At 55.9% G+C, this 16,794-nt stretch carries 21 protein-coding genes; 11 read left to right on the forward strand and 10 right to left on the reverse strand.

Annotated features, from left to right (window positions below; genetic code table 11):
- Window positions 1-57: 57 nt before the first annotated feature.
- The 3 genes from A4E33_RS07225 to hypE are packed head-to-tail and all read left to right on the forward strand — an operon-like array spanning window position 58 to window position 1,617.
- Window positions 58-282, forward strand: coding sequence for a HypC/HybG/HupF family hydrogenase formation chaperone (locus A4E33_RS07225; RefSeq protein WP_292347018.1), 225 nt, complete (start codon window positions 58-60; stop codon window positions 280-282).
- Window positions 283-621 carry a hydrogenase maturation nickel metallochaperone HypA gene (locus tag A4E33_RS07230; protein ID WP_292347019.1) on the forward strand — a complete coding sequence of 113 codons (339 nt, stop codon included), beginning with the start codon at window positions 283-285 and terminating at the stop codon, window positions 619-621.
- Window positions 622-1,617, forward strand: coding sequence for a hydrogenase expression/formation protein HypE (hypE, locus tag A4E33_RS07235; RefSeq protein WP_292347020.1), 996 nt, complete (start codon window positions 622-624; stop codon window positions 1,615-1,617).
- Between the two features lie 27 nt (window positions 1,618-1,644).
- Here the strand turns inward: hypE and A4E33_RS07240 are convergent, their stop codons facing one another.
- Genes A4E33_RS07240 through A4E33_RS07250 form a run of 3 tightly spaced genes read right to left on the reverse strand, consistent with a single transcriptional unit; the run spans window position 1,645 to window position 3,740 of the window.
- Window positions 1,645-1,893: a hypothetical protein gene (locus tag A4E33_RS07240; protein ID WP_292347021.1), complete on the reverse strand. Its 249-nt coding sequence runs from the start codon at window positions 1,891-1,893 to the stop codon at window positions 1,645-1,647.
- Between the two features lie 30 nt (window positions 1,894-1,923).
- A complete protein-coding gene (locus A4E33_RS07245) occupies window positions 1,924-2,856 on the reverse strand; it encodes a hydantoinase/oxoprolinase family protein (RefSeq protein WP_292347022.1) in 933 nt (310 codons plus the stop codon).
- Window positions 2,853-3,740 carry an ATP-grasp domain-containing protein gene (locus A4E33_RS07250; protein WP_292347023.1) on the reverse strand — a complete coding sequence of 296 codons (888 nt, stop codon included), beginning with the start codon at window positions 3,738-3,740 and terminating at the stop codon, window positions 2,853-2,855. The genes A4E33_RS07245 and A4E33_RS07250 overlap by 4 nt, the downstream gene beginning before the upstream one ends.
- A gap of 82 nt (window positions 3,741-3,822) precedes the next feature.
- On the opposite strand from A4E33_RS07250, the gene surE reads away from it, so the two are divergent.
- Both surE and rpiA read left to right on the forward strand, forming a co-directional pair.
- Complete coding sequence (gene surE, locus A4E33_RS07255; protein ID WP_292347024.1) at window positions 3,823-4,602, forward strand: 5'/3'-nucleotidase SurE; 780 nt, start codon at window positions 3,823-3,825, stop codon at window positions 4,600-4,602.
- A gap of 81 nt (window positions 4,603-4,683) precedes the next feature.
- Complete coding sequence (rpiA, locus tag A4E33_RS07260; RefSeq protein ID WP_292347025.1) at window positions 4,684-5,400, forward strand: ribose 5-phosphate isomerase A; 717 nt, start codon at window positions 4,684-4,686, stop codon at window positions 5,398-5,400.
- On the opposite strand, the gene A4E33_RS07265 is transcribed toward rpiA, so the two are convergent.
- The 4 genes from A4E33_RS07265 to A4E33_RS07280 all read right to left on the reverse strand — a co-directional run bounded on the left by A4E33_RS07265 (window position 5,380) and on the right by A4E33_RS07280 (window position 9,057).
- The gene (locus A4E33_RS07265) at window positions 5,380-5,754 is read right to left on the reverse strand and encodes a MarR family transcriptional regulator (RefSeq protein ID WP_292347026.1); all 375 of its coding nucleotides are present in this window, start codon (window positions 5,752-5,754) and stop codon (window positions 5,380-5,382) included. The genes rpiA and A4E33_RS07265 overlap by 21 nt on opposite strands.
- A 192-nt stretch (window positions 5,755-5,946) precedes the next feature.
- Window positions 5,947-6,507 carry a TATA-box-binding protein gene (locus tag A4E33_RS07270; protein WP_292347027.1) on the reverse strand — a complete coding sequence of 187 codons (561 nt, stop codon included), beginning with the start codon at window positions 6,505-6,507 and terminating at the stop codon, window positions 5,947-5,949.
- 218 nt (window positions 6,508-6,725) lie between these two features.
- The gene (gene acs, locus A4E33_RS07275; protein ID WP_292347028.1) at window positions 6,726-8,618 is read right to left on the reverse strand and encodes an acetate--CoA ligase; all 1,893 of its coding nucleotides are present in this window, start codon (window positions 8,616-8,618) and stop codon (window positions 6,726-6,728) included.
- Window positions 8,619-8,742: 124 nt separating this feature from the next.
- On the reverse strand, window positions 8,743-9,057 hold the full coding sequence (locus A4E33_RS07280; RefSeq protein ID WP_292347029.1) for a transcription factor S: 315 nt from the start codon (window positions 9,055-9,057) through the stop codon (window positions 8,743-8,745).
- A 175-nt stretch (window positions 9,058-9,232) separates the two neighbouring features.
- On the opposite strand from A4E33_RS07280, the gene artA reads away from it, so the two are divergent.
- Window positions 9,233-10,042, forward strand: a complete 810-nt coding sequence (gene artA, locus A4E33_RS07285; RefSeq protein ID WP_292347030.1) for an archaeosortase A — start codon at window positions 9,233-9,235, stop codon at window positions 10,040-10,042.
- Here the strand turns inward: artA and A4E33_RS07290 are convergent.
- Window positions 10,014-10,646 carry a CDP-alcohol phosphatidyltransferase family protein gene (locus A4E33_RS07290; protein ID WP_292347031.1) on the reverse strand — a complete coding sequence of 211 codons (633 nt, stop codon included), beginning with the start codon at window positions 10,644-10,646 and terminating at the stop codon, window positions 10,014-10,016. The genes artA and A4E33_RS07290 overlap by 29 nt on opposite strands.
- 135 nt (window positions 10,647-10,781) lie before the next feature.
- On the opposite strand from A4E33_RS07290, the gene A4E33_RS07295 reads away from it, so the two are divergent.
- The gene (locus tag A4E33_RS07295; RefSeq protein WP_292347032.1) at window positions 10,782-11,468 is read left to right on the forward strand and encodes a dihydrofolate reductase family protein; all 687 of its coding nucleotides are present in this window, start codon (window positions 10,782-10,784) and stop codon (window positions 11,466-11,468) included.
- A gap of 3 nt (window positions 11,469-11,471) precedes the next feature.
- Window positions 11,472-12,452, forward strand: coding sequence for a signal peptide peptidase SppA (gene sppA / locus A4E33_RS07300; RefSeq protein ID WP_292347033.1), 981 nt, complete (start codon window positions 11,472-11,474; stop codon window positions 12,450-12,452).
- Here sppA and truD read toward each other — a convergent pair.
- Together truD and pth2 are read right to left on the reverse strand one after the other, a co-directional pair.
- On the reverse strand, window positions 12,421-13,692 hold the full coding sequence (gene truD / locus A4E33_RS07305; RefSeq protein ID WP_292347034.1) for a tRNA pseudouridine(13) synthase TruD: 1,272 nt from the start codon (window positions 13,690-13,692) through the stop codon (window positions 12,421-12,423). The two genes, sppA and truD, sit on opposite strands and share 32 nt — an antisense overlap.
- The gene (pth2, locus tag A4E33_RS07310; RefSeq protein WP_292347035.1) at window positions 13,689-14,051 is read right to left on the reverse strand and encodes a peptidyl-tRNA hydrolase Pth2; all 363 of its coding nucleotides are present in this window, start codon (window positions 14,049-14,051) and stop codon (window positions 13,689-13,691) included. The genes truD and pth2 overlap by 4 nt, the downstream gene beginning before the upstream one ends.
- A gap of 113 nt (window positions 14,052-14,164) precedes the next feature.
- Here pth2 and A4E33_RS07315 point away from each other — a divergent pair, with 113 nt between their 5' ends.
- The 3 genes from A4E33_RS07315 (at window position 14,165) to A4E33_RS07325 (ending at window position 16,794) form a co-directional block, all read left to right on the forward strand.
- Window positions 14,165-14,968, forward strand: coding sequence for an ADP-ribosyltransferase (locus A4E33_RS07315; RefSeq protein ID WP_292347036.1), 804 nt, complete (start codon window positions 14,165-14,167; stop codon window positions 14,966-14,968).
- A 23-nt stretch (window positions 14,969-14,991) separates the two neighbouring features.
- The gene (locus tag A4E33_RS07320) at window positions 14,992-15,726 is read left to right on the forward strand and encodes a bifunctional 2-polyprenyl-6-hydroxyphenol methylase/3-demethylubiquinol 3-O-methyltransferase UbiG (protein ID WP_292347037.1); all 735 of its coding nucleotides are present in this window, start codon (window positions 14,992-14,994) and stop codon (window positions 15,724-15,726) included.
- A 66-nt stretch (window positions 15,727-15,792) separates the two neighbouring features.
- The gene (locus A4E33_RS07325; protein WP_292347038.1) at window positions 15,793-16,794 is read left to right on the forward strand and encodes an ATP-binding cassette domain-containing protein; all 1,002 of its coding nucleotides are present in this window, start codon (window positions 15,793-15,795) and stop codon (window positions 16,792-16,794) included.

The raw sequence follows: 16,794 nt of genomic DNA on the forward strand, positions 1-16,794 counted from the left end.
ATTGTTTTTATCTGTTCCAAGCGCCAACATTGCCTGTCAGGAACGTGAGGGCAGATTATGTGCGTTGCAGTCCCGGCTGAAGTCATCGAGATTAAAGAGGGAAACATCGGGGTTGTCGATTACGGGGAACTCCGCCAGGAAGTACGGCTGGATCTTGTGGACGTGAAAGTCGGCGAATTTGTCCTTGTCCACGTCGGTTTTGCCATCCAGCGCCTCTCACGAGAGGAGGGGCTGGAGACCCGGGAACTGTTCAGGGAAGTCTTTACCGCGATGGAAAACTGAATGCACGAGTACACCATCGCGTATGACCTGTATGCAACAGCACGGACTGCTGCCCTCGAGCACCATGCAAAGAACGTAAAGAAGATCAATGTAGAAGTCGGAAAGATGGCAATGGTCAACCCGGAACAGGTTGTGTTCCTGTTCAATACCATCAAGGAGGAGGACCCCCTTTTTAAGGATGCTGTTCTCGAATGCAATGAAACGGATCCCCAGACGAAATGCCCCTGCGGCTATTCAGGATCTGAAATCTATGTTTGCCCGAAATGCGGCGCATTACCAGAACTGGTGAAGGGCCGGGAGATCGTTGTCACCAACGTTGAGATTGAGGTGGATGATTAGATGAAAGTGAACATGATGCACGGGGCCGGGGGCGAAGTCATGGGGGAACTCCTCCGGATCCTCACGAAGGTACGGCACAATAACGCCGGCGGTATAGGGCTGGAGGCCCTTGACGATGGCGCGGTAATCCCGTTCAGGGGTGAAAACCTTGTCTTCACAACGGATTCACATATTATCCGGCCCATCTTTTTTCCAGGCGGGGATATCGGCAGGATCTCGGTCTGTGGCACTATCAATGACCTTGCGATGATGGGGGGGAAACCTGTCGCACTCTCCTGCGGCATGATCATTGAAGAAGGGTTTGAAACAGACGATCTTGCACGGATCGTTGCATCCATGGACGAGGCGCTGGGCGAGGCGGGAGCGAACCTTGTCACCGGAGACACAAAGGTGATGGAGCGGGGTGCTCTGGACGGGATCGTCATCAACACAGCCGGTATCGGGGTTGCAAAGACTATCGTCCGCGACAACGGGCTTGTTCCCGGCGATGTCATCATCGTCTCCGGCACGCTGGGGGATCACGGTCTTGCCATCATGGCCCACCGCGAGGGATTCGACCTCGGGGAACAGATCAAATCGGACGTTTCGCCGCTCTGGGGGATGGTCGAGAAAGTGCTCGACGCCGGCACGGTCCATGCCATGAAGGATCCTACGAGGGGGGGTTTTGCCAGCACCATCAACGAGATGGCACGGAAAAGCGGGGTCTGTGTCCGGGTCCAGGAAGAGAAGATACCGATCCGGAAAAACGTCCGGAGTGCTGCCGGTATGCTCGGCATCGATCCCCTCGAAGTGGCAAACGAGGGAAAGGTTGTCATGGGAGTGCCGGCGTCCTCCGCCAGTGCAATCCTCGATGCCCTCCATTCGCACAAGTACGGGAAGGACGCTGCGATTATTGGTACCGTGACAAAAGGCTCTCACGTTATCATGGAGACCTCGATAGGCGGCGAGCGGTTCATCGAGCCCCCGATGGGCGATCCCGTTCCGAGAGTCTGCTGAAAAATTCGAAAATACCCCGGATCCTTTCTATCCTTTTCCGGTTTCACCACAGGCGGAATCTTCAAGCTGGGACGCATCATACGGACAGAAGCGTTCGCTGCCGGAGGTTTCCCACCCGCAGACCGGGCATCGCCGTCTCTGCCGGGACCCGGTGAACAGCGGGATCAGCGGGATGAAGAGGAAAAGGAAGAAGAACGGAAGCCCGAACATCCAGAAGAATCCTGTCAGGACCAGGGAGCCGGCAAAGAGTATGAGGCTGATCTTCCATGGTTTCACGACAGCATCTCCGGATCTGTGAGCCCCCTGTCAGAGATCATTCGCTTTTCCCAGTTCACGCACAGCAAACGCGGGGAGCGCATCCGCTGCCGGCCCGAGTTCGCGGGTAAGATCGATCCCCCCGAGTTCCGCACAGAACAGGGGGGCACCGATCCCGGCAACGATAATCTCCCTTGCACCGGATATCTGTGAAACCCGCCGGGCCGTGCCGCAGACAATATCCCGCTGGACCTTCCAGAACTGTTCGGCCACCTGCATTGCACCGGAGATCCCGATCTCGTCGAGGTCTGCACAGACCACGCGGGCGAGCCGGCGGAACGCAGCTTCATTGGTCTTTTCCTTACGGTCGGGAGTGTCGCAGGTATAGAGCGAAGGCGTGATATGCCCGAGGACCAAGTGGGCATCCGCGCTCGTTGCGAAATATTCGCTGCTGACCGGAGTAGGTACTCCTGCGAGATCAACGGTCTGGATGAGCGTTGCCACGTTCGTCCGGAGCATGCCGGTATAGACAAGATACCCGGCCTGCAGCCGTTGTGTATCGGTCAGGCCGAGAAGGCGGTCGAACCGGCCGAGCGGGATGATATCTGCTGTTGTACTGCCAATATCCAGGAGCAGGGCATCCGGATACCGCGTCCGTAGATAATCGGCGGAGGCCAGCCAGTTGGCTGCAGCCAGCTGGGGGACCGCATGGTTATGGAAGCAGGCATCAGTACCGTAAAACCTGGCGCGGGGAATTGCCTTCCTCACCGCATCAACAATGAACGAGATTCCCTGGAGCTTGTTCTCAAAACAATCGGCAAGCTCCCCGCTCATCACGACAAATGCAGGATCACCTGTTCCCGCTGCATAGGACACGAGCAGCTCCGGTATAGGAGCCCCCTCCCAGAGCGGGCAGTAGTGGATGTGAACACCGGTATCGTCGACCACCTTGAGGTTTGCCCCGCCAACGTCGATCCCGATCATACGCGGGTTACCGCCCCGTCCTTGTTGAACCTGACCCTGCCGCTGAGATGAACACGATCGGGGCCCTGGCCTTTTGATGCAGACACCAGTATATCGGCTATCTCTTCTTTCATGCATGCCGCAATGCCCACGAGACTTGTCGTGATGCGGGGGTTGACCTCAATGACACAGATCCGGTCGCCCGCTACAATATCGACACCACAATACCCCTGACAGCCAAGGACTTCTGCAGTTTTGAGTGCGATCGCAATGATCTTGTCCTCCCGGGCCGGATGCACCGGCGTCTCGCCGCCGCAATAGCGGAAGTGTCCGTCAGGATCGATCCGGATATCCTGCCGGTTGACTGCAAGGACAACCGGGGGTTTTCCGGTGAAGTACTGGCATGCATCGCCAATCACCCGGTTGGCAACGATACTGACCGAGAGATGCTCGCCATCGACATATTCCTCAGCGAACTCATCTTTGCCCGGGTTGCCGTCAGCGAACCGGACACCGAGGGAGCCGCAGCCTTTCACCGGTTTGATCACCCGCTTTCCTGCTCCCGGTTCCCCCGGAACGGGAATGTTGTGCTGCCGGAGGACATTCCGGGTTTTCACCTTATTGGCGCAGAGCGCAACGGTCATGAACCCGCAGCCAAGGTTGTGCGTGTGCTGTTCGAGAATCATGGTGTACTTCGAGAGAAGATGATCGGGAGCTATGACAAGCCCCATGTCACAGGAAGGAGCCAGCCGTTCAATCTCACTGCCAAAATCCCCGTCGCCGGGGAGAACAACCTCATACCCGCACCGTTCGAAACTTCCCCTCAGCACACCGAGCATCGCCCTCCCCTCGTGGGCGAGCACCGGATCATGCGCTGTCGTGTATTCCGCGAGCAGTACCTTCATCCGGATCCATGTATGCTGCCATGGAAAATTACCCTATCCGATCGGTGATTTATTGGGGGGAAACGTGTAACAGATAGTGAACATGAAGCCATCGATCCTGCTGACCAACGATGACGGCGTAAGCTCTATCGGGCTCTGGGCCGCATTTGAAGCGCTGAAACCCATCGCAGACGTAACGGTTGTTGCCCCCGCTACCCAGCAGAGCGCAGTTGGCAGATCGATCTCCATCTTTGAGCCACTCAGGGCATCACAGGTGGTCATAAACGGGGAGAACGCATGGGCGGTGGCGGGAAAACCTACCGATGCGGTCATCATCGGATTGTATTCCCTCAGGCTGAACCCGACGCTTGTCGTGAGCGGAATCAATATCGGCGAAAATCTCTCAACCGAGTCGATCATGACCTCCGGCACCGTCGGGGCTGCGCTCGAAGCCTCCAACCAGGGCACGAAGGCCATCGCCTTCAGCCTGCAGGTCGAGGACCAGGGGGATAAGTTCGATGATCCCCGGTACCATGCCCAGAATTTCGATGCTGCAAAAACGATCGTGCGCGATGTCGTGGAGCGCGTCCTGGCACAGGGATTCTGCCCGGACACCGATGTCATCAACGTCAATATCCCGTCTCACGTCAAAGGGGGATACGAAGTCACCAGGCTCGCCCACAAGCTCTTCCATACCGGAGTCGAGAAACGCCTCGATCCAAGGGGGCGCCCCTATTTCTGGATCAACGGACCGCTCGTCGAGGATGCGGAGGAGGGGACCGATGTCCATGCCATCAGGAAAGGCAACATCTCTGTCACGCCAATTACTCTTGACTGCACTTCTTACAAAGCATGCGAGGATACCAGAAAGGTCTTTTTGTAAAGATCCTGTGCTCCCTGTATTGTCTTTTTTTACAGACAGATCACCAGTCTTAATTAATCGCGGGCAGAAAATATCCCGGTAATGGAGAAGAAAGCAGAAGATCCCGGACAGGCAAAGCGTGCAGCCGGTTACCGGGCCGCGGAGATGGTGGAGGACGGGATGGTTGTCGGGCTTGGCACCGGTTCGACCGTGTATTATACCATCGAACGGCTCTCGGAACGGATCAGGGGCGGCCTGGAAATTTCCGGTATTCCGACATCCTTCCAGACCGCACTCCGGGCAAAAGCGGCACACATTCCGCTGACCACCCTTGATGACAAACCGGAAATCGACATTGCGATTGACGGTGCAGACGAGGTCGATCCGAAACTCCGGCTCATCAAGGGACGCGGGGCTGCCCACCTGCGGGAAAAATGCGTGGCGGCAGCAGCGAAGCGCTTCATCGTTGTTGTTGATGAACAGAAGATGGTAAAAAAACTGGGCGCGGCTGCAGTGCCTGTCGAGGTCCTCCCGTTTGCTGTCATACCGGTCATGCACGAGCTCCGCAGACTCGGATGCGAACCCGTCCTCCGCGAGGCTGTAAAAAAAGACGGGCCGGTCATTACGGACAATGGCAATTTCATCGTTGACTGCAGGTTCAGCATAATCCGTTACCCGGAGAAGCTGGAAACGGCGCTTGCAGCAATCCCCGGGGTTCTCGAAAGCGGACTGTTCACAGGATTGGTAAAGAAGACCACCGTGATTGTCGGCGGTCCCAAAAAAGTGAAGATACTCTCTTCAGCGGATATATTCGCGTAATTTCTGCACAAGGGCGAGCTGGTTGTTCGCCTCTTTCTTCTTCTCTTTCTCGATGCTGTCCATGATCTCGTGGATCGGTTTTGCGAGTTCGTAGATCTTGACCGGGCGTCCCTTGCTCTCTGCCTTGCTCTCGCGGCTGGTAATCCAGTCCTGATCGATCAGGTACCGCATCGCAATACTGACTTCCGGCTGGCGGAGGTCGGTGCCGCGCTCAATGGCTCGCGAAGTGGCTTCCGGGGTGTTTGCCAGGAAAACCAGTACTTTTGCCACATTCCGCTTCGTTCCAATCTCGATAAGAAGATTCGCGAACTCCTCTTCTTTCTCGGTAAAATACATTACATTCTCCGTTCTCATACACTCACATCCACAATATTTTCAGCAAACTGTACATCACTAATTATCCTTTCAAAGATATATAGGCTCTGTTATTGTTAGGCAATGCTCGATGGATTTAAATACAACATTTTGCGGATATGGGCAAAAGATGTCTGAAAAATTACAGAACGGTTGAACAAAATAAAAAGTACACAATTTTTGGAAAAAGGATTACATCAGGCCAAGGCTGCGGAGATCAGACAGGATCTTGACAACTGCCTTCTTGGCATCTTCCGGCTCTTTGCCTCCGGTAATGATCAGTTTTCCGGAACCAAAGAGCAGTACCACAACCTTGGGATTGTCAAGGCGGTAGACGAGACCGGGGAACTGTTCCGGCTCGTATTCGATCCGGTCGAGGTTGAAACCTACTGCGATCTTGTTGAGATTGATTGCTGTTGCAAGATCCGCTGACGTGACAATATTCTGGATCTTGTATTCCAGTATCTTCGGGATATCAATACCCTGCTTGCGCAGCAGCCCGCCAAGGATATTCAGCCCCTTGCTCAGGCTGTCGATACTCTTGGCGCCGGTCAAAACAACTTTTCCGGATCCGAATACCAGGGCTGCAATCTTCGGATCCTGCATCCGGAGCACGACGCCGGGAAACCGTTTCTTGTTGTATTCTGCATCCTTGATGTTTGATGCAAGGACCGGGAGATCCAGATAATCGGTCACCTTTGCGGAGGCAACGATGTTTTCGATCTTGAGGGAGTCCTCTGGCCTGACCTTCATGTGAACAAATCACCTTGTTGTGTGGTTTTTTTAAGATCTTTTGCAGGGTTTTAATTTATAAACTATATAAAGAAGGGAGAGGAGGATATAAAAAAGCATCGTTCTATTATTCCGGCCATATTCCACATGGTACGGCCCGTGGCGCAATTCCGGCCGGATTTTTTTTGAGTCCACAGCATCCGGATGCCTCAGCGGCCGTTGTCCTTCAAGAGAAAAAATTATTCGTCAAGGGTCGAGACGTCACCGGGATCCATGCCCATCTCTTTTGCTTTCAGGACCCGCCGCATGATCTTGCCGCTGCGGGTCTTGGGAAGGCTTGTCACAAACTCGATCTCCGAGGGCATCGCAATCGGGCCCAGGGTTATCCTGACATGGTACAGGAGCTCGTTTTTCAGTTTCTCGCTTGCAGAATGCCCGAGCCGGAGAATGACAAACGCCTTGATGATGTTCCCCTTCACCTCATCCGGTTTGCCGATGACTGCAGCTTCAGCAACGGCTTTGTGCGATACCAGTGCGCTCTCGACCTCGGCCGTCCCGATGTTATGGCCGGCAACCACGATGAGATCGTCGGACCGTCCAAGGACCATGATATACCCCTCCTTGTTCTTCACCGCAAGGTCGCCGACAGCGTAACAGTTCGGGATCGTGTTCCAGTATTTCCGATAGCGCTCGTCATCCTTATACACCGTGCGCAGCATCGAGGGCCAGGGTTCCCGGATCGCGAGGAAGCCACCGGTTCCGAAAGGAACCGATTTCCCGTTCTTATCCACAACGTCGGCAACGACCCCCGGGATCGCTTTACCGGCAAAACCCGGGTACATGCGTTCACCGATCATGGTCGTTACCATGTGCATGCCGGTCTCGGTCTGCCACCACGTATCGACAATGGGACACTGATTTTTTCCGATGACACGGTAATACCATTCGAATGCCTCGGGATTGAGGGGTTCCCCGACCGATCCGAGAATGCGCAGGGTACTGAGATTATATTTTCCCGGCCACTGCTCGCCGAGTTTCATGAACATGCGGATTGCTGTCGGGGCAGTGTAGAAGATCGTGACACCGAACTCTTCAATCATCCGCCAGTACGCACCCGGATCCGGGTAATCCGGCGTTCCTTCCGTAATGATGATCGTTGCACCCAGGGAGAGAGGTCCGTACACAACATAGGAATGCCCGGTGATCCAGCCGGGATCGGCAGTGCACCAGTAGACATCATTGTCCTTGAGGTCGAACACATTTTTCGTAGTGTAATACGTACCGACCATGTACCCGCCGCAGGTGTGGACAATGCCTTTGGGGGCACCCGTTGAGCCGCTTGTATAGAGAATGAAGAGCGGATCCTCGGCATCCATGTCCTCGGGTTCGCAGTCCGGTGTTATATCCCGGATCATATCCTGGAAATCGATCTCCATCTCCTTGTGGATCTCGACCGGCTGTTCAAGATCCCTGCGGAGGACGACAACGTGTTCAACGCTCGGGGCATTGATGATGGCTTCCTCGATGATATGCTTGAGCGGGATGGACTTCCCGCGCCGGTACGTGACGTCCGCCGTGATCACGACCTTTGCCTCGGCACCCGCGATGCGGCTGTGGAGTGCCGCCGCACCAAAACCACCGAACACGACGCTGTGAACGGCCCCGATCCGGGCGCAGGCGAGCATCGATATGATCTGCTCGGGAACCATCGGCATGTAGATGCAGACCCGGTCTCCCTTCTTCACCCCCAGTTTTTTCAGACCGTTTGCAACCCGCATCACTTCCCGGAGGAGCTGGCGGTAGGTGAAGATCCGTTCCGTGTCATCCTCCCCTTTCCAGATGAGGGCAACCTTGTTCCGGCGGGCATTCTGGACATTGCGGTCGAGACAGTTGTACGTGATGTTCATCCTGCCATCGATGAACCAGCGTGCGTACGGGTAATTCCATTCCTTCACTTTCGAGTACGGCGAGAACCAGTGCAGTTCTTTTGCAACCCGGTCCCAGAACGCATCAGGATCCCGGAGGAATTCATCGTATGCCGTCTGGTAATCCCCCAGCCAGCTGTTCTTCCGGTAGGAGGGATCGGGCGTGTAGTACTTCTCGGTGAGTTTGACGTCAAAATTCTCTGCCATGGAAAACCCCGATTTAACACTATTAATAATGAGTGATGGAAATTAAGGATTATGATTTCCTTTCCGGACAGATCATGCCGGGGGAACAGCGGCTGACGGACAGGAAAAAAGAACTGTGCGTGGATTAATCATACTGGCGCCAGGTGTGCCCGCACTCCGTGCAACGGAAGAACCGCACCTCGCTCTCATCCGCAGCCCGCAGCTGCCGGAGCCACCAGAACGCAAGGTTGTTCTCGCATTTCGGGCATTTGATCTGGATAGTGGGCATTGTCTTGATCTTTTCCTCCTCATCATCCACGATCATGATCTCTTTTTCCACCCGTTTTTTCTGCACCTTCATCTGGTCTTCCTTTTCAATCTTGCGGATATACCCGCATTTCCGGCATTTGAGCTGACCTGCAGAGGATGTCAGCATGGTCTTGCATTCAGGACAAAACATCTCTGTACCATAGGTAATGATACAAGATTAAGCCTCTTGTATGCGGGGAGATGCCGTGTTTTCCGCATAGAAACACCACAGGTGCCCCCGCGGCCCGGTACATCCGTTTGCGGCACGTGTCCGGGGACTGTTTCGTTCGGAATCCTTTTTTGGGTATCCGCCGAATAATTCAGTAATGATCGAGTACCTGGTTCTCTTATCCTGTATTGGATTCCTCCTGTTTCTGGTACCCGGTCGCCACAGGAAGTATGCGGCCATTGCCGGCTGGATATTCATCGTTCTTGCCCTCTTTGCAAATCTCGATGAATATTTTAAAGAGAACAATTTCCTGTACCCGCTCATGGCAGCGCTTTCGGTCCCTTTCCTGTATATCACGGCGAAATATCTCCTGATAGACGATGACCGGGCATTCCACCTATCGCGTGCTGCCGCAGTTGCATTCATCATCTACGCCCCGTTCGGGTATATCCCGGAGGTCGGCAACTGGCTCATAAGCCTTGTTGTCGGCCAGGTCGTCTGGATACTCGACATGCTCCACTTCAGCGTCAGTCTCGCCGACTGGAATATCATCACACGGAATAATTACCGGGTCGAGATCATTCTCGGGTGTACCGGCATCCAGAGCATCGCAATCCTGCTCGGGGTTGCCGCAGCTGTGCCGACCAATACGCGGCAGAAGATCCTGGCCTTCCTGATCGTTGCCCCGACAATATACTTCCTCAACCTGCTCAGGAATGCTTTTGTCATCATGGCATACACAGAGCAGTGGTTCCCGTACTGGCCGGAGATCGCAGGGAACGGCGAAGCCGGGTACGAGAGTTTCTTCTGGGCGCATAACGTGATCATGGAGCTCACCGCCCTTGTCATCCTGGTGTTCATCGCGTACGGCCTGTTCTTTGTCATCCCGAAACTGGGGAGTTTTGCCGACGACCTCTACCGGATGTACTCCTGTGAGGTCAGGAAAGCGTTCGGTAAAGATAGATAATCCGCTGGATCGCGGACAGGTTCGTGCAGACCGCGATGATGATGACTGCAGCCCAGATAAAACCGGAGATCCCGCCGATGATCAGGACCAGGAATGTCTCCGGCCGGCCGAAGAATCCAACCCCCTCCAGGGGATCGTCAATCTTGCCCTCTACTTTTTCCCGGTACCCGATCTCCGCATAGACCACCGGTTTGATGAAGGTGTTCATCAGCGAGCCGATGATCGCGATGGTCACGATGGCAAAATCCGTGCCCGGGGGAACTGCCACGAACTGGCTGACAACCGCAATACCGGAAAGGCCGATCCCGAGAAGCGCAATCGCATCGACATACTTGTCGACAATCCAGTCGAAGACCGCGCCAAAATCCGTGTGGGCATTGGTCTTCCGTGCAACACTTCCATCGATCAGGTCGAAGACTGCCGAGACAAAAAGTGCCAGGCTTCCGAGCAGGAACTCGCGCCGGAAGAACAGAAAGGCGCAGGCACCGCCGGCAACCAGGGCGAGGAGCGAGATCTGGTTGGGGGTGATCCCCAGCCGGACAAAAACCTCTGCCACCGGCTCAAGGTACTTCACGAACCTCGGCCGGAGTGCAGTAATATTCATAACTCAATTCATGGGCACACGATCCATTAATAGTTGCCTTTTTCGGGCTTGCCCGCGAATCTGACTGATGCTGACTTCCGCTATCATCACTTTATTTATATCCCCCACACAATGATACCGGAGAGAAGAGTGGCAATGACACAGAAAACCGACCGGCCGCATGTCCTGATGATGTCGGAGATCACAGCAGACGGGAAACTCACCCTGAAAAAAGGGGCTTCCTCCAAGATCCTGATGAAATACATGGCGCACGAGACCGAGCTGCTGCTCCATGAAACCCGGGCCGAATACGATGCCATCATGGTCGGCGCCAATACCATCCGCATCGACAACTCGTTTCTCACTGTCAGGTATGTCAAGGGGAAAAACCCGCTCCGGGTCATCCCGTGCAGCATGGCGGACCTTCCGCTCGATGCGAACGTCCTGAAGAACGATGCCCCGACCGCGATCGCTGTCTGCGAAGCGGCACCAAAGGACCGCGTCGAGGCGATACACAAGAAGGGGGCTCACGTCATCGTTGCCGGTAAAAAGCATGTCGAACTCCCGCTCCTCATGAAGATCCTCAAAGAGAAATTTGGTGTAAAGAAACTGATGATCGAGGGCGGGCCAACCCTGAACTGGCACATGCTGCACGATCGCCTCGTTGACGAGATCCGGCTCATCCACCTGCCGTTCATCGTAGGGGGGTCCGACACACCATCGCTGGTCGGCGGAATGCACATCGATACCGAAGACCAGATGATCCGGCTCAACCTGAAAAAATTCTACCTGTGCGGCAGCAACCTCGTCTCGGAGTTTGATGTCCTGTACAGCGAGGCCTGATCCATGGACGGAAACGAACACCCCTTCCCTCCGGCACCGGAACCCGGACAGGTATCCGACACGGTTCCCGCAGGTCATTCCCTGCCTCCTGAAGGACACCAGCTGCCGGAAGTCCTCCCTCAGCCGGATGCCACGATTCCGCCCGCACCACCCTGCGCACCTCCGGCTGCACCAGCCAATCCGGTTGCGGCTCCCGCGCCCCGGTTCAATGCGGGATTCAAGTGGTTCATATTCATCACCCTGGCCCTCCTTGTCGTCTGCGGTGTCTCCTTTACCTGGTATTTCCTCTCGCACCCGGAGACGCAGGGGGTCTCCGTTGTCCGGATGGAAGGCACGATGGTCACCGGGGAGTCCTATGACGATGAGTATATCGGGAGCGAAGTGGTAGGCAGGGAGCTGCGGGAAGCTGCGGACGATCCTCTCGTTGACGCAATTGTCCTGCGTGTGAACAGCCCGGGCGGGACCCCCGCTGCAGCACAGGAGATCATTGGCGACCTTGAGTACGCCAAGACCAAAAAGCCCGTTGTCGTATCGATGGGCGACATGGGCACGTCGGCTGCATACTATGTCAGCGCCCATGCAGACCGCATTTATGCAAACCCGGATACGTTCACGGCAGGTATCGGTGTTATCTGGAAATTCTCGGACATCAGCCGCTGGATGGAAAAGGAAGGATATAATGTCAGTACCGTAAAGTCCGGCAGCAAGAAGGATATGGGCTCGACCAGCCGCCCGCTCACGTCCGATGAGGAGGAATATGCCCGGAAAGTCGTATCGGACAGCTTCGAAACGTTTATTTCAGATATCACGTCCCAGCGGGTCATCGCCCGCTCCGACATCGAGGACGGCAGGGTGATCCGCGGCGCTGATGCCATAAAGATCAACGTGATTGATGAACTCGGGAACCTCAACGATGCAATCGAAGGGGCAAAGAAGCTGGCCGCGTCCCGTTCTAAACCATCCTTACCGGGTCTGCCTTCATGAATTCGCGGCAGACCGTTGTTGCGTAATGGCCGGGAGGCAGGGTGAATTTCAGGCGCAGGTCCCCGGCCTCCAGAGATGCCCGGATATCCGTCCTGAGCAAAACCGGTCGCCACGCACCCTCGAATTTTGTCCGGACAAATACCGATGCCCGGGAAAAATCTTCCGGAGTGATCGCGTGTTCTGCCAGGTGTTCTGCGGCACTGCGTTCGCCGGGAGTTCCCGGACCGGCCTTCTCTTTTCCCGGCATGAAGAGCGCGATTGAACACCTCCCCCGGTTCAGGTGAATCTTCACTGCGTCCAGGTTTGTATCCGTTACGGTATCCGTCCTCCCGTTCGCAAAGAGAAGATGGTCGCCCGGTTGGGGATCGTCAAGGCCATACCCGTCATCGATCCGTCGGCTCAGTGCACGGTTGAACAGGTACGACTGGAATGCCGACACAAACATCGAGAGGAGCTTCGGCGGGAGTTCATGCAATGCGCCCGCATAATCGTACGGGTGCCCTGCAAGATGGTGGAGCATGGCCCGCTCGTAGTTCATCTGGACCGGGAGGGCGTGCAGCGCAGGGACCGGATCGCGCGTTGCCGTGAAGGCTGCCCGTATCTTCCGTATCTCCTCCGGTTCGCCCGGAAATTCCGTACCGATATAGGTGAGGACTGCCTTCTCGTAGTCACCCCTCAGGATCCATTCCCCGACACGATGGGTCACCGGCCGGATCGCTCCGAACCGCTGGATCCCGAAATAATTGGGAATGCCCGTGGCAACCGATGCGGAAATTTCCTGTACCCGTGCTTCGAGATCCGCCGGGTCCGGATCGCGTATCATGATGTCGAACCGGTTTCCCTGCAGGTCGCCGAGCGAGAGTGCCTCGTTCGACCGGCCTACCGGCACGATGGTGATATCCTTTAAGGATATCCCTGCAACCTGTTCCGGTGGAACATCATACAGGGAGATCCGCTGGATCGTGACTGCATTCCGGTCTTTCGTTCCCGCCCAGCCGATGCGGCGGTGACTGATCCCGAGCCGCTTTGCGATCTCCTTAACAGCATGCTGGAGTTCCCAGTTTCGTTTCGTGAGACGGCAGATAAGGAACGGACCATCGGTCTGCTTCTTCTCAGCCGGTATCTCTTCCACATAAAAGTCCTCTGCCGCTGCACGGAGCCTGCCCCCGATACCGTCGGCATCGCTTGCGTACCAGCATATCCCGAGATCCTGCTCGAGCGGAAACGTGCTCTTTCTCATAACAGGGAAAGCGAACCGGTAATTTTATCGAGGTCCTCGCTCCGGGCCGGGCCAAGACCGAGCGCGGTTACGGTACCTGGCGGGATCTCGGTCATGCCGGCGTCCTGGACAAGAGACGTTGCGATCCCGGCGTGTTCCGCCATAACCTTCAGTTCAAAGAGTGTCCGTTCATCGTTTGCCTTGAGAACCACCTTCTTCTGCCCTTCTGCAATCCACGCCTTCCGGAGATCCTTGTCCGCGCTGTTGTAGGCCCCGATCGATGCATGTCCCGCCTGGGCGCACCGCTTGCCGCAGCTCATCTTCACGTCGTTTCGTATGATGAGGCATTGCTTGTACCGGAATTCGGGCTCGTGTGCCATTGCCGGTATCGTTGGTTCTCTCCTGACATATACCTATAGCAGAACGGGATGATGAAGGGCCAAAAAGGAATATTTTTTTATGCTCCCGTCACCAGTGTAATCAGCATCTCGCTATGGCATCCCGTCAGCACACCCGTTCCCGTACCGGCTGCCTCCCTGCCGGTATCATCATACTTGCACTCGCCTGCTTCCTGCTCATCTGCGGATGCCTGCAGGTCGAACCTGAAGAGCTCCCCCCGGAAACCCCTGCGATTCCGGTGACAATTGCAGAATCTCCTGCACTCACACCGACCCCCGGGACCACTGTCGCGATACCTCCGGCCATCTCGATCACGAGACCCCGGCTGACCGGCCTCTTCTCAGCGCAGGACTTTCCTGCTGAAGTAAAAGCAGCAGTTATGGAGTATTCATCCGGGAAGACCTCTGATACCCTCAACAGTTACCTGCGGTGGGAATCAGTACGGGCCCGGACATCTAAGCAGGACGCCGCGACAATCCGGGAACAGATCAGCCGGATCGATTATGCAATGTACAATACCTCGCTGAAGGAGAATATCAGCCTCTTTATTCCTTTGAGTGCGGATCAGGCACGGAAAGTCCGTAACGAGTCCGTCTTTTCCGAGAACAGTTATATCCTCGCATCCTACGATCCATCCGTTATCTACCACCGTTTCGCAGAGAGAAGCAGGGACAATGACGGATATTTCACGATGTGCGTTATCGATTTCCGCCCCGGGAGCCATCCCCTCTGGATCAATGAGACGGAGCGGGAGTTTGTCCTGCCCCGCGGGGGCATCTGGGACGTGGCGGGAGAAGATACCTACGAGAAACTCAGATTTGCTGCGGATTCCATTCCACGGTATGACGATATTGTACTGACGAAGGTCCGGATCATCCGTACAAAAGAGCATCCCTGAAGGACGGAGGATGGTTCCGGATCATGGACGATACTGCCCGGACCCATTACGATTCGTTCCTTGCCCCCGTCTACTCCTGGATGCACGGGAGTCTGGAAGAACGGATACGGAAGAACCGCGAGTTCTTTTCACGTCACGCGCTCATCCCGCGGGACAACCGGGTCGCCCTCGACCTTGGAGCCGGGGTCGGATACCAGTCCATTACCCTTGCACAGCTCGGGTTCTCCGTAACCGCAGTGGACTTTTGTAGCGGACTGCTGGAACAACTCCGCATGCACGCAGGAGATCAGAGGATCGGGACCTTGCACGGGGACATTATGGATTTTGCCCTGTGGTCGGGCCGCAGCCCGGCACTCATCACCTGCATGGGAGACACGCTTACCCACCTGCACTCGCTTCAGGAGGCAGAAGACCTGGTCCGCCGGTGTTACAATGAACTTGCTTTTGGAGGACGGATTGTCCTGTCGCTGCGGGATTATTCCCGGGAACCGGCCGGAGAGATTATCGTTGTTCCGGTACAGCGGGACAATCACCGGATCTTCCTCTGCAGGTTCGAATACCGCGACAGAACCGTTTCCGTACGCGACATCCTGTACTCCTCCGGTACGGGGCGCTGGAGAAGGACGGCATCACAGTACACGAAAATCCGGATCGCGCCCGTGACGCTTGCCCGGATGCTCGCGGATGCGGGATTTGTCCCCGGGTTTTGTTCTGCTGACAACGGGACCATTATCGCCATAGCCCGGAAGGATGCATGACGCCGGCTTTTCTGATTCTGCCAGCAACCCAGAATTCATATACGGTGATCTTTGAATAGTTCCGGTATGGAGCATGCCGACCCGGTACCGCCAATCATCAGCGTCGAGAACCTTGAGCACCGCTACGGGGATTTCACAGCGGTCGACACCATCAGTTTTACGGTAAAAAAAGGCGAGATCTTCAGCTTCCTCGGGCCGAACGGGGCCGGCAAGAGTACCGTCATCAACATTCTCATCACGCTTCTTGCGCGGCAGAAAGGGACGGCTGTTGTCGCCGGTTACGACGTAACCGCCCAGCCGCAGCAGGTCAGGGAATCGATCGGGATCGTCTTCCAGGACATCACGCTCGACCGGGATATGACAGTCCGTGAAACCCTCGAGTTTCACGGGAGGCTCTACAACATGCCGGTGAGCGAGCGGAGGGCCCGCATCGACGAACTGCTGAAGCTCGTCCAGCTGGATACCAAGAGGGACGAGCTGACCAAGCGCCTGAGCGGGGGCATGAAACGGAGGCTCGAGATCGCCCGGGGCCTGATGACCCGTCCGAAGATTCTCTTTCTTGACGAGCCGACCATCGGCCTCGATCCCCAGACCCGGATGCGGATGTGGGAGTACATCAAGAACGTGAACAACGAGGGAACCACCATCTTCCTCACAACGCATTACATGGACGAGGCCGACCAGCTCTCGGACCGTATCAGCATCATCGACCACGGGAAGATCGTCATCACCGGAACCTCCGGGGAACTCAAGAACACGCTCGGCCGTGATCTTATCTACCTTGAGACGGACAACAACGATGCTGCTGTCCGGATCCTCAAAGATGTGGCAGCCGTCCGCGACGTCAGGATAAAATCCGGCGGATTCGTTCTCACGGTTCACGAGGACGGGACGAAGATCCTTCCGTCCCTCATCGATACACTGCGGAAGAACGGGATCGAGATCAGCACGATCAACCTCAAGAAACCGACCATGGACGACGTCTTTGTCCATTACACGGGAAAGGAACTCCGCGACGAGGGCGCGGCACCGGCACGGGCGATGCACCTGCAGCCGCGGGGGCGCTGA

The organism is Methanoregula sp. PtaB.Bin085 (genome assembly GCF_002067035.1).
In the GTDB taxonomy this organism is placed as follows: domain Archaea; phylum Halobacteriota; class Methanomicrobia; order Methanomicrobiales; family Methanospirillaceae; genus Methanoregula.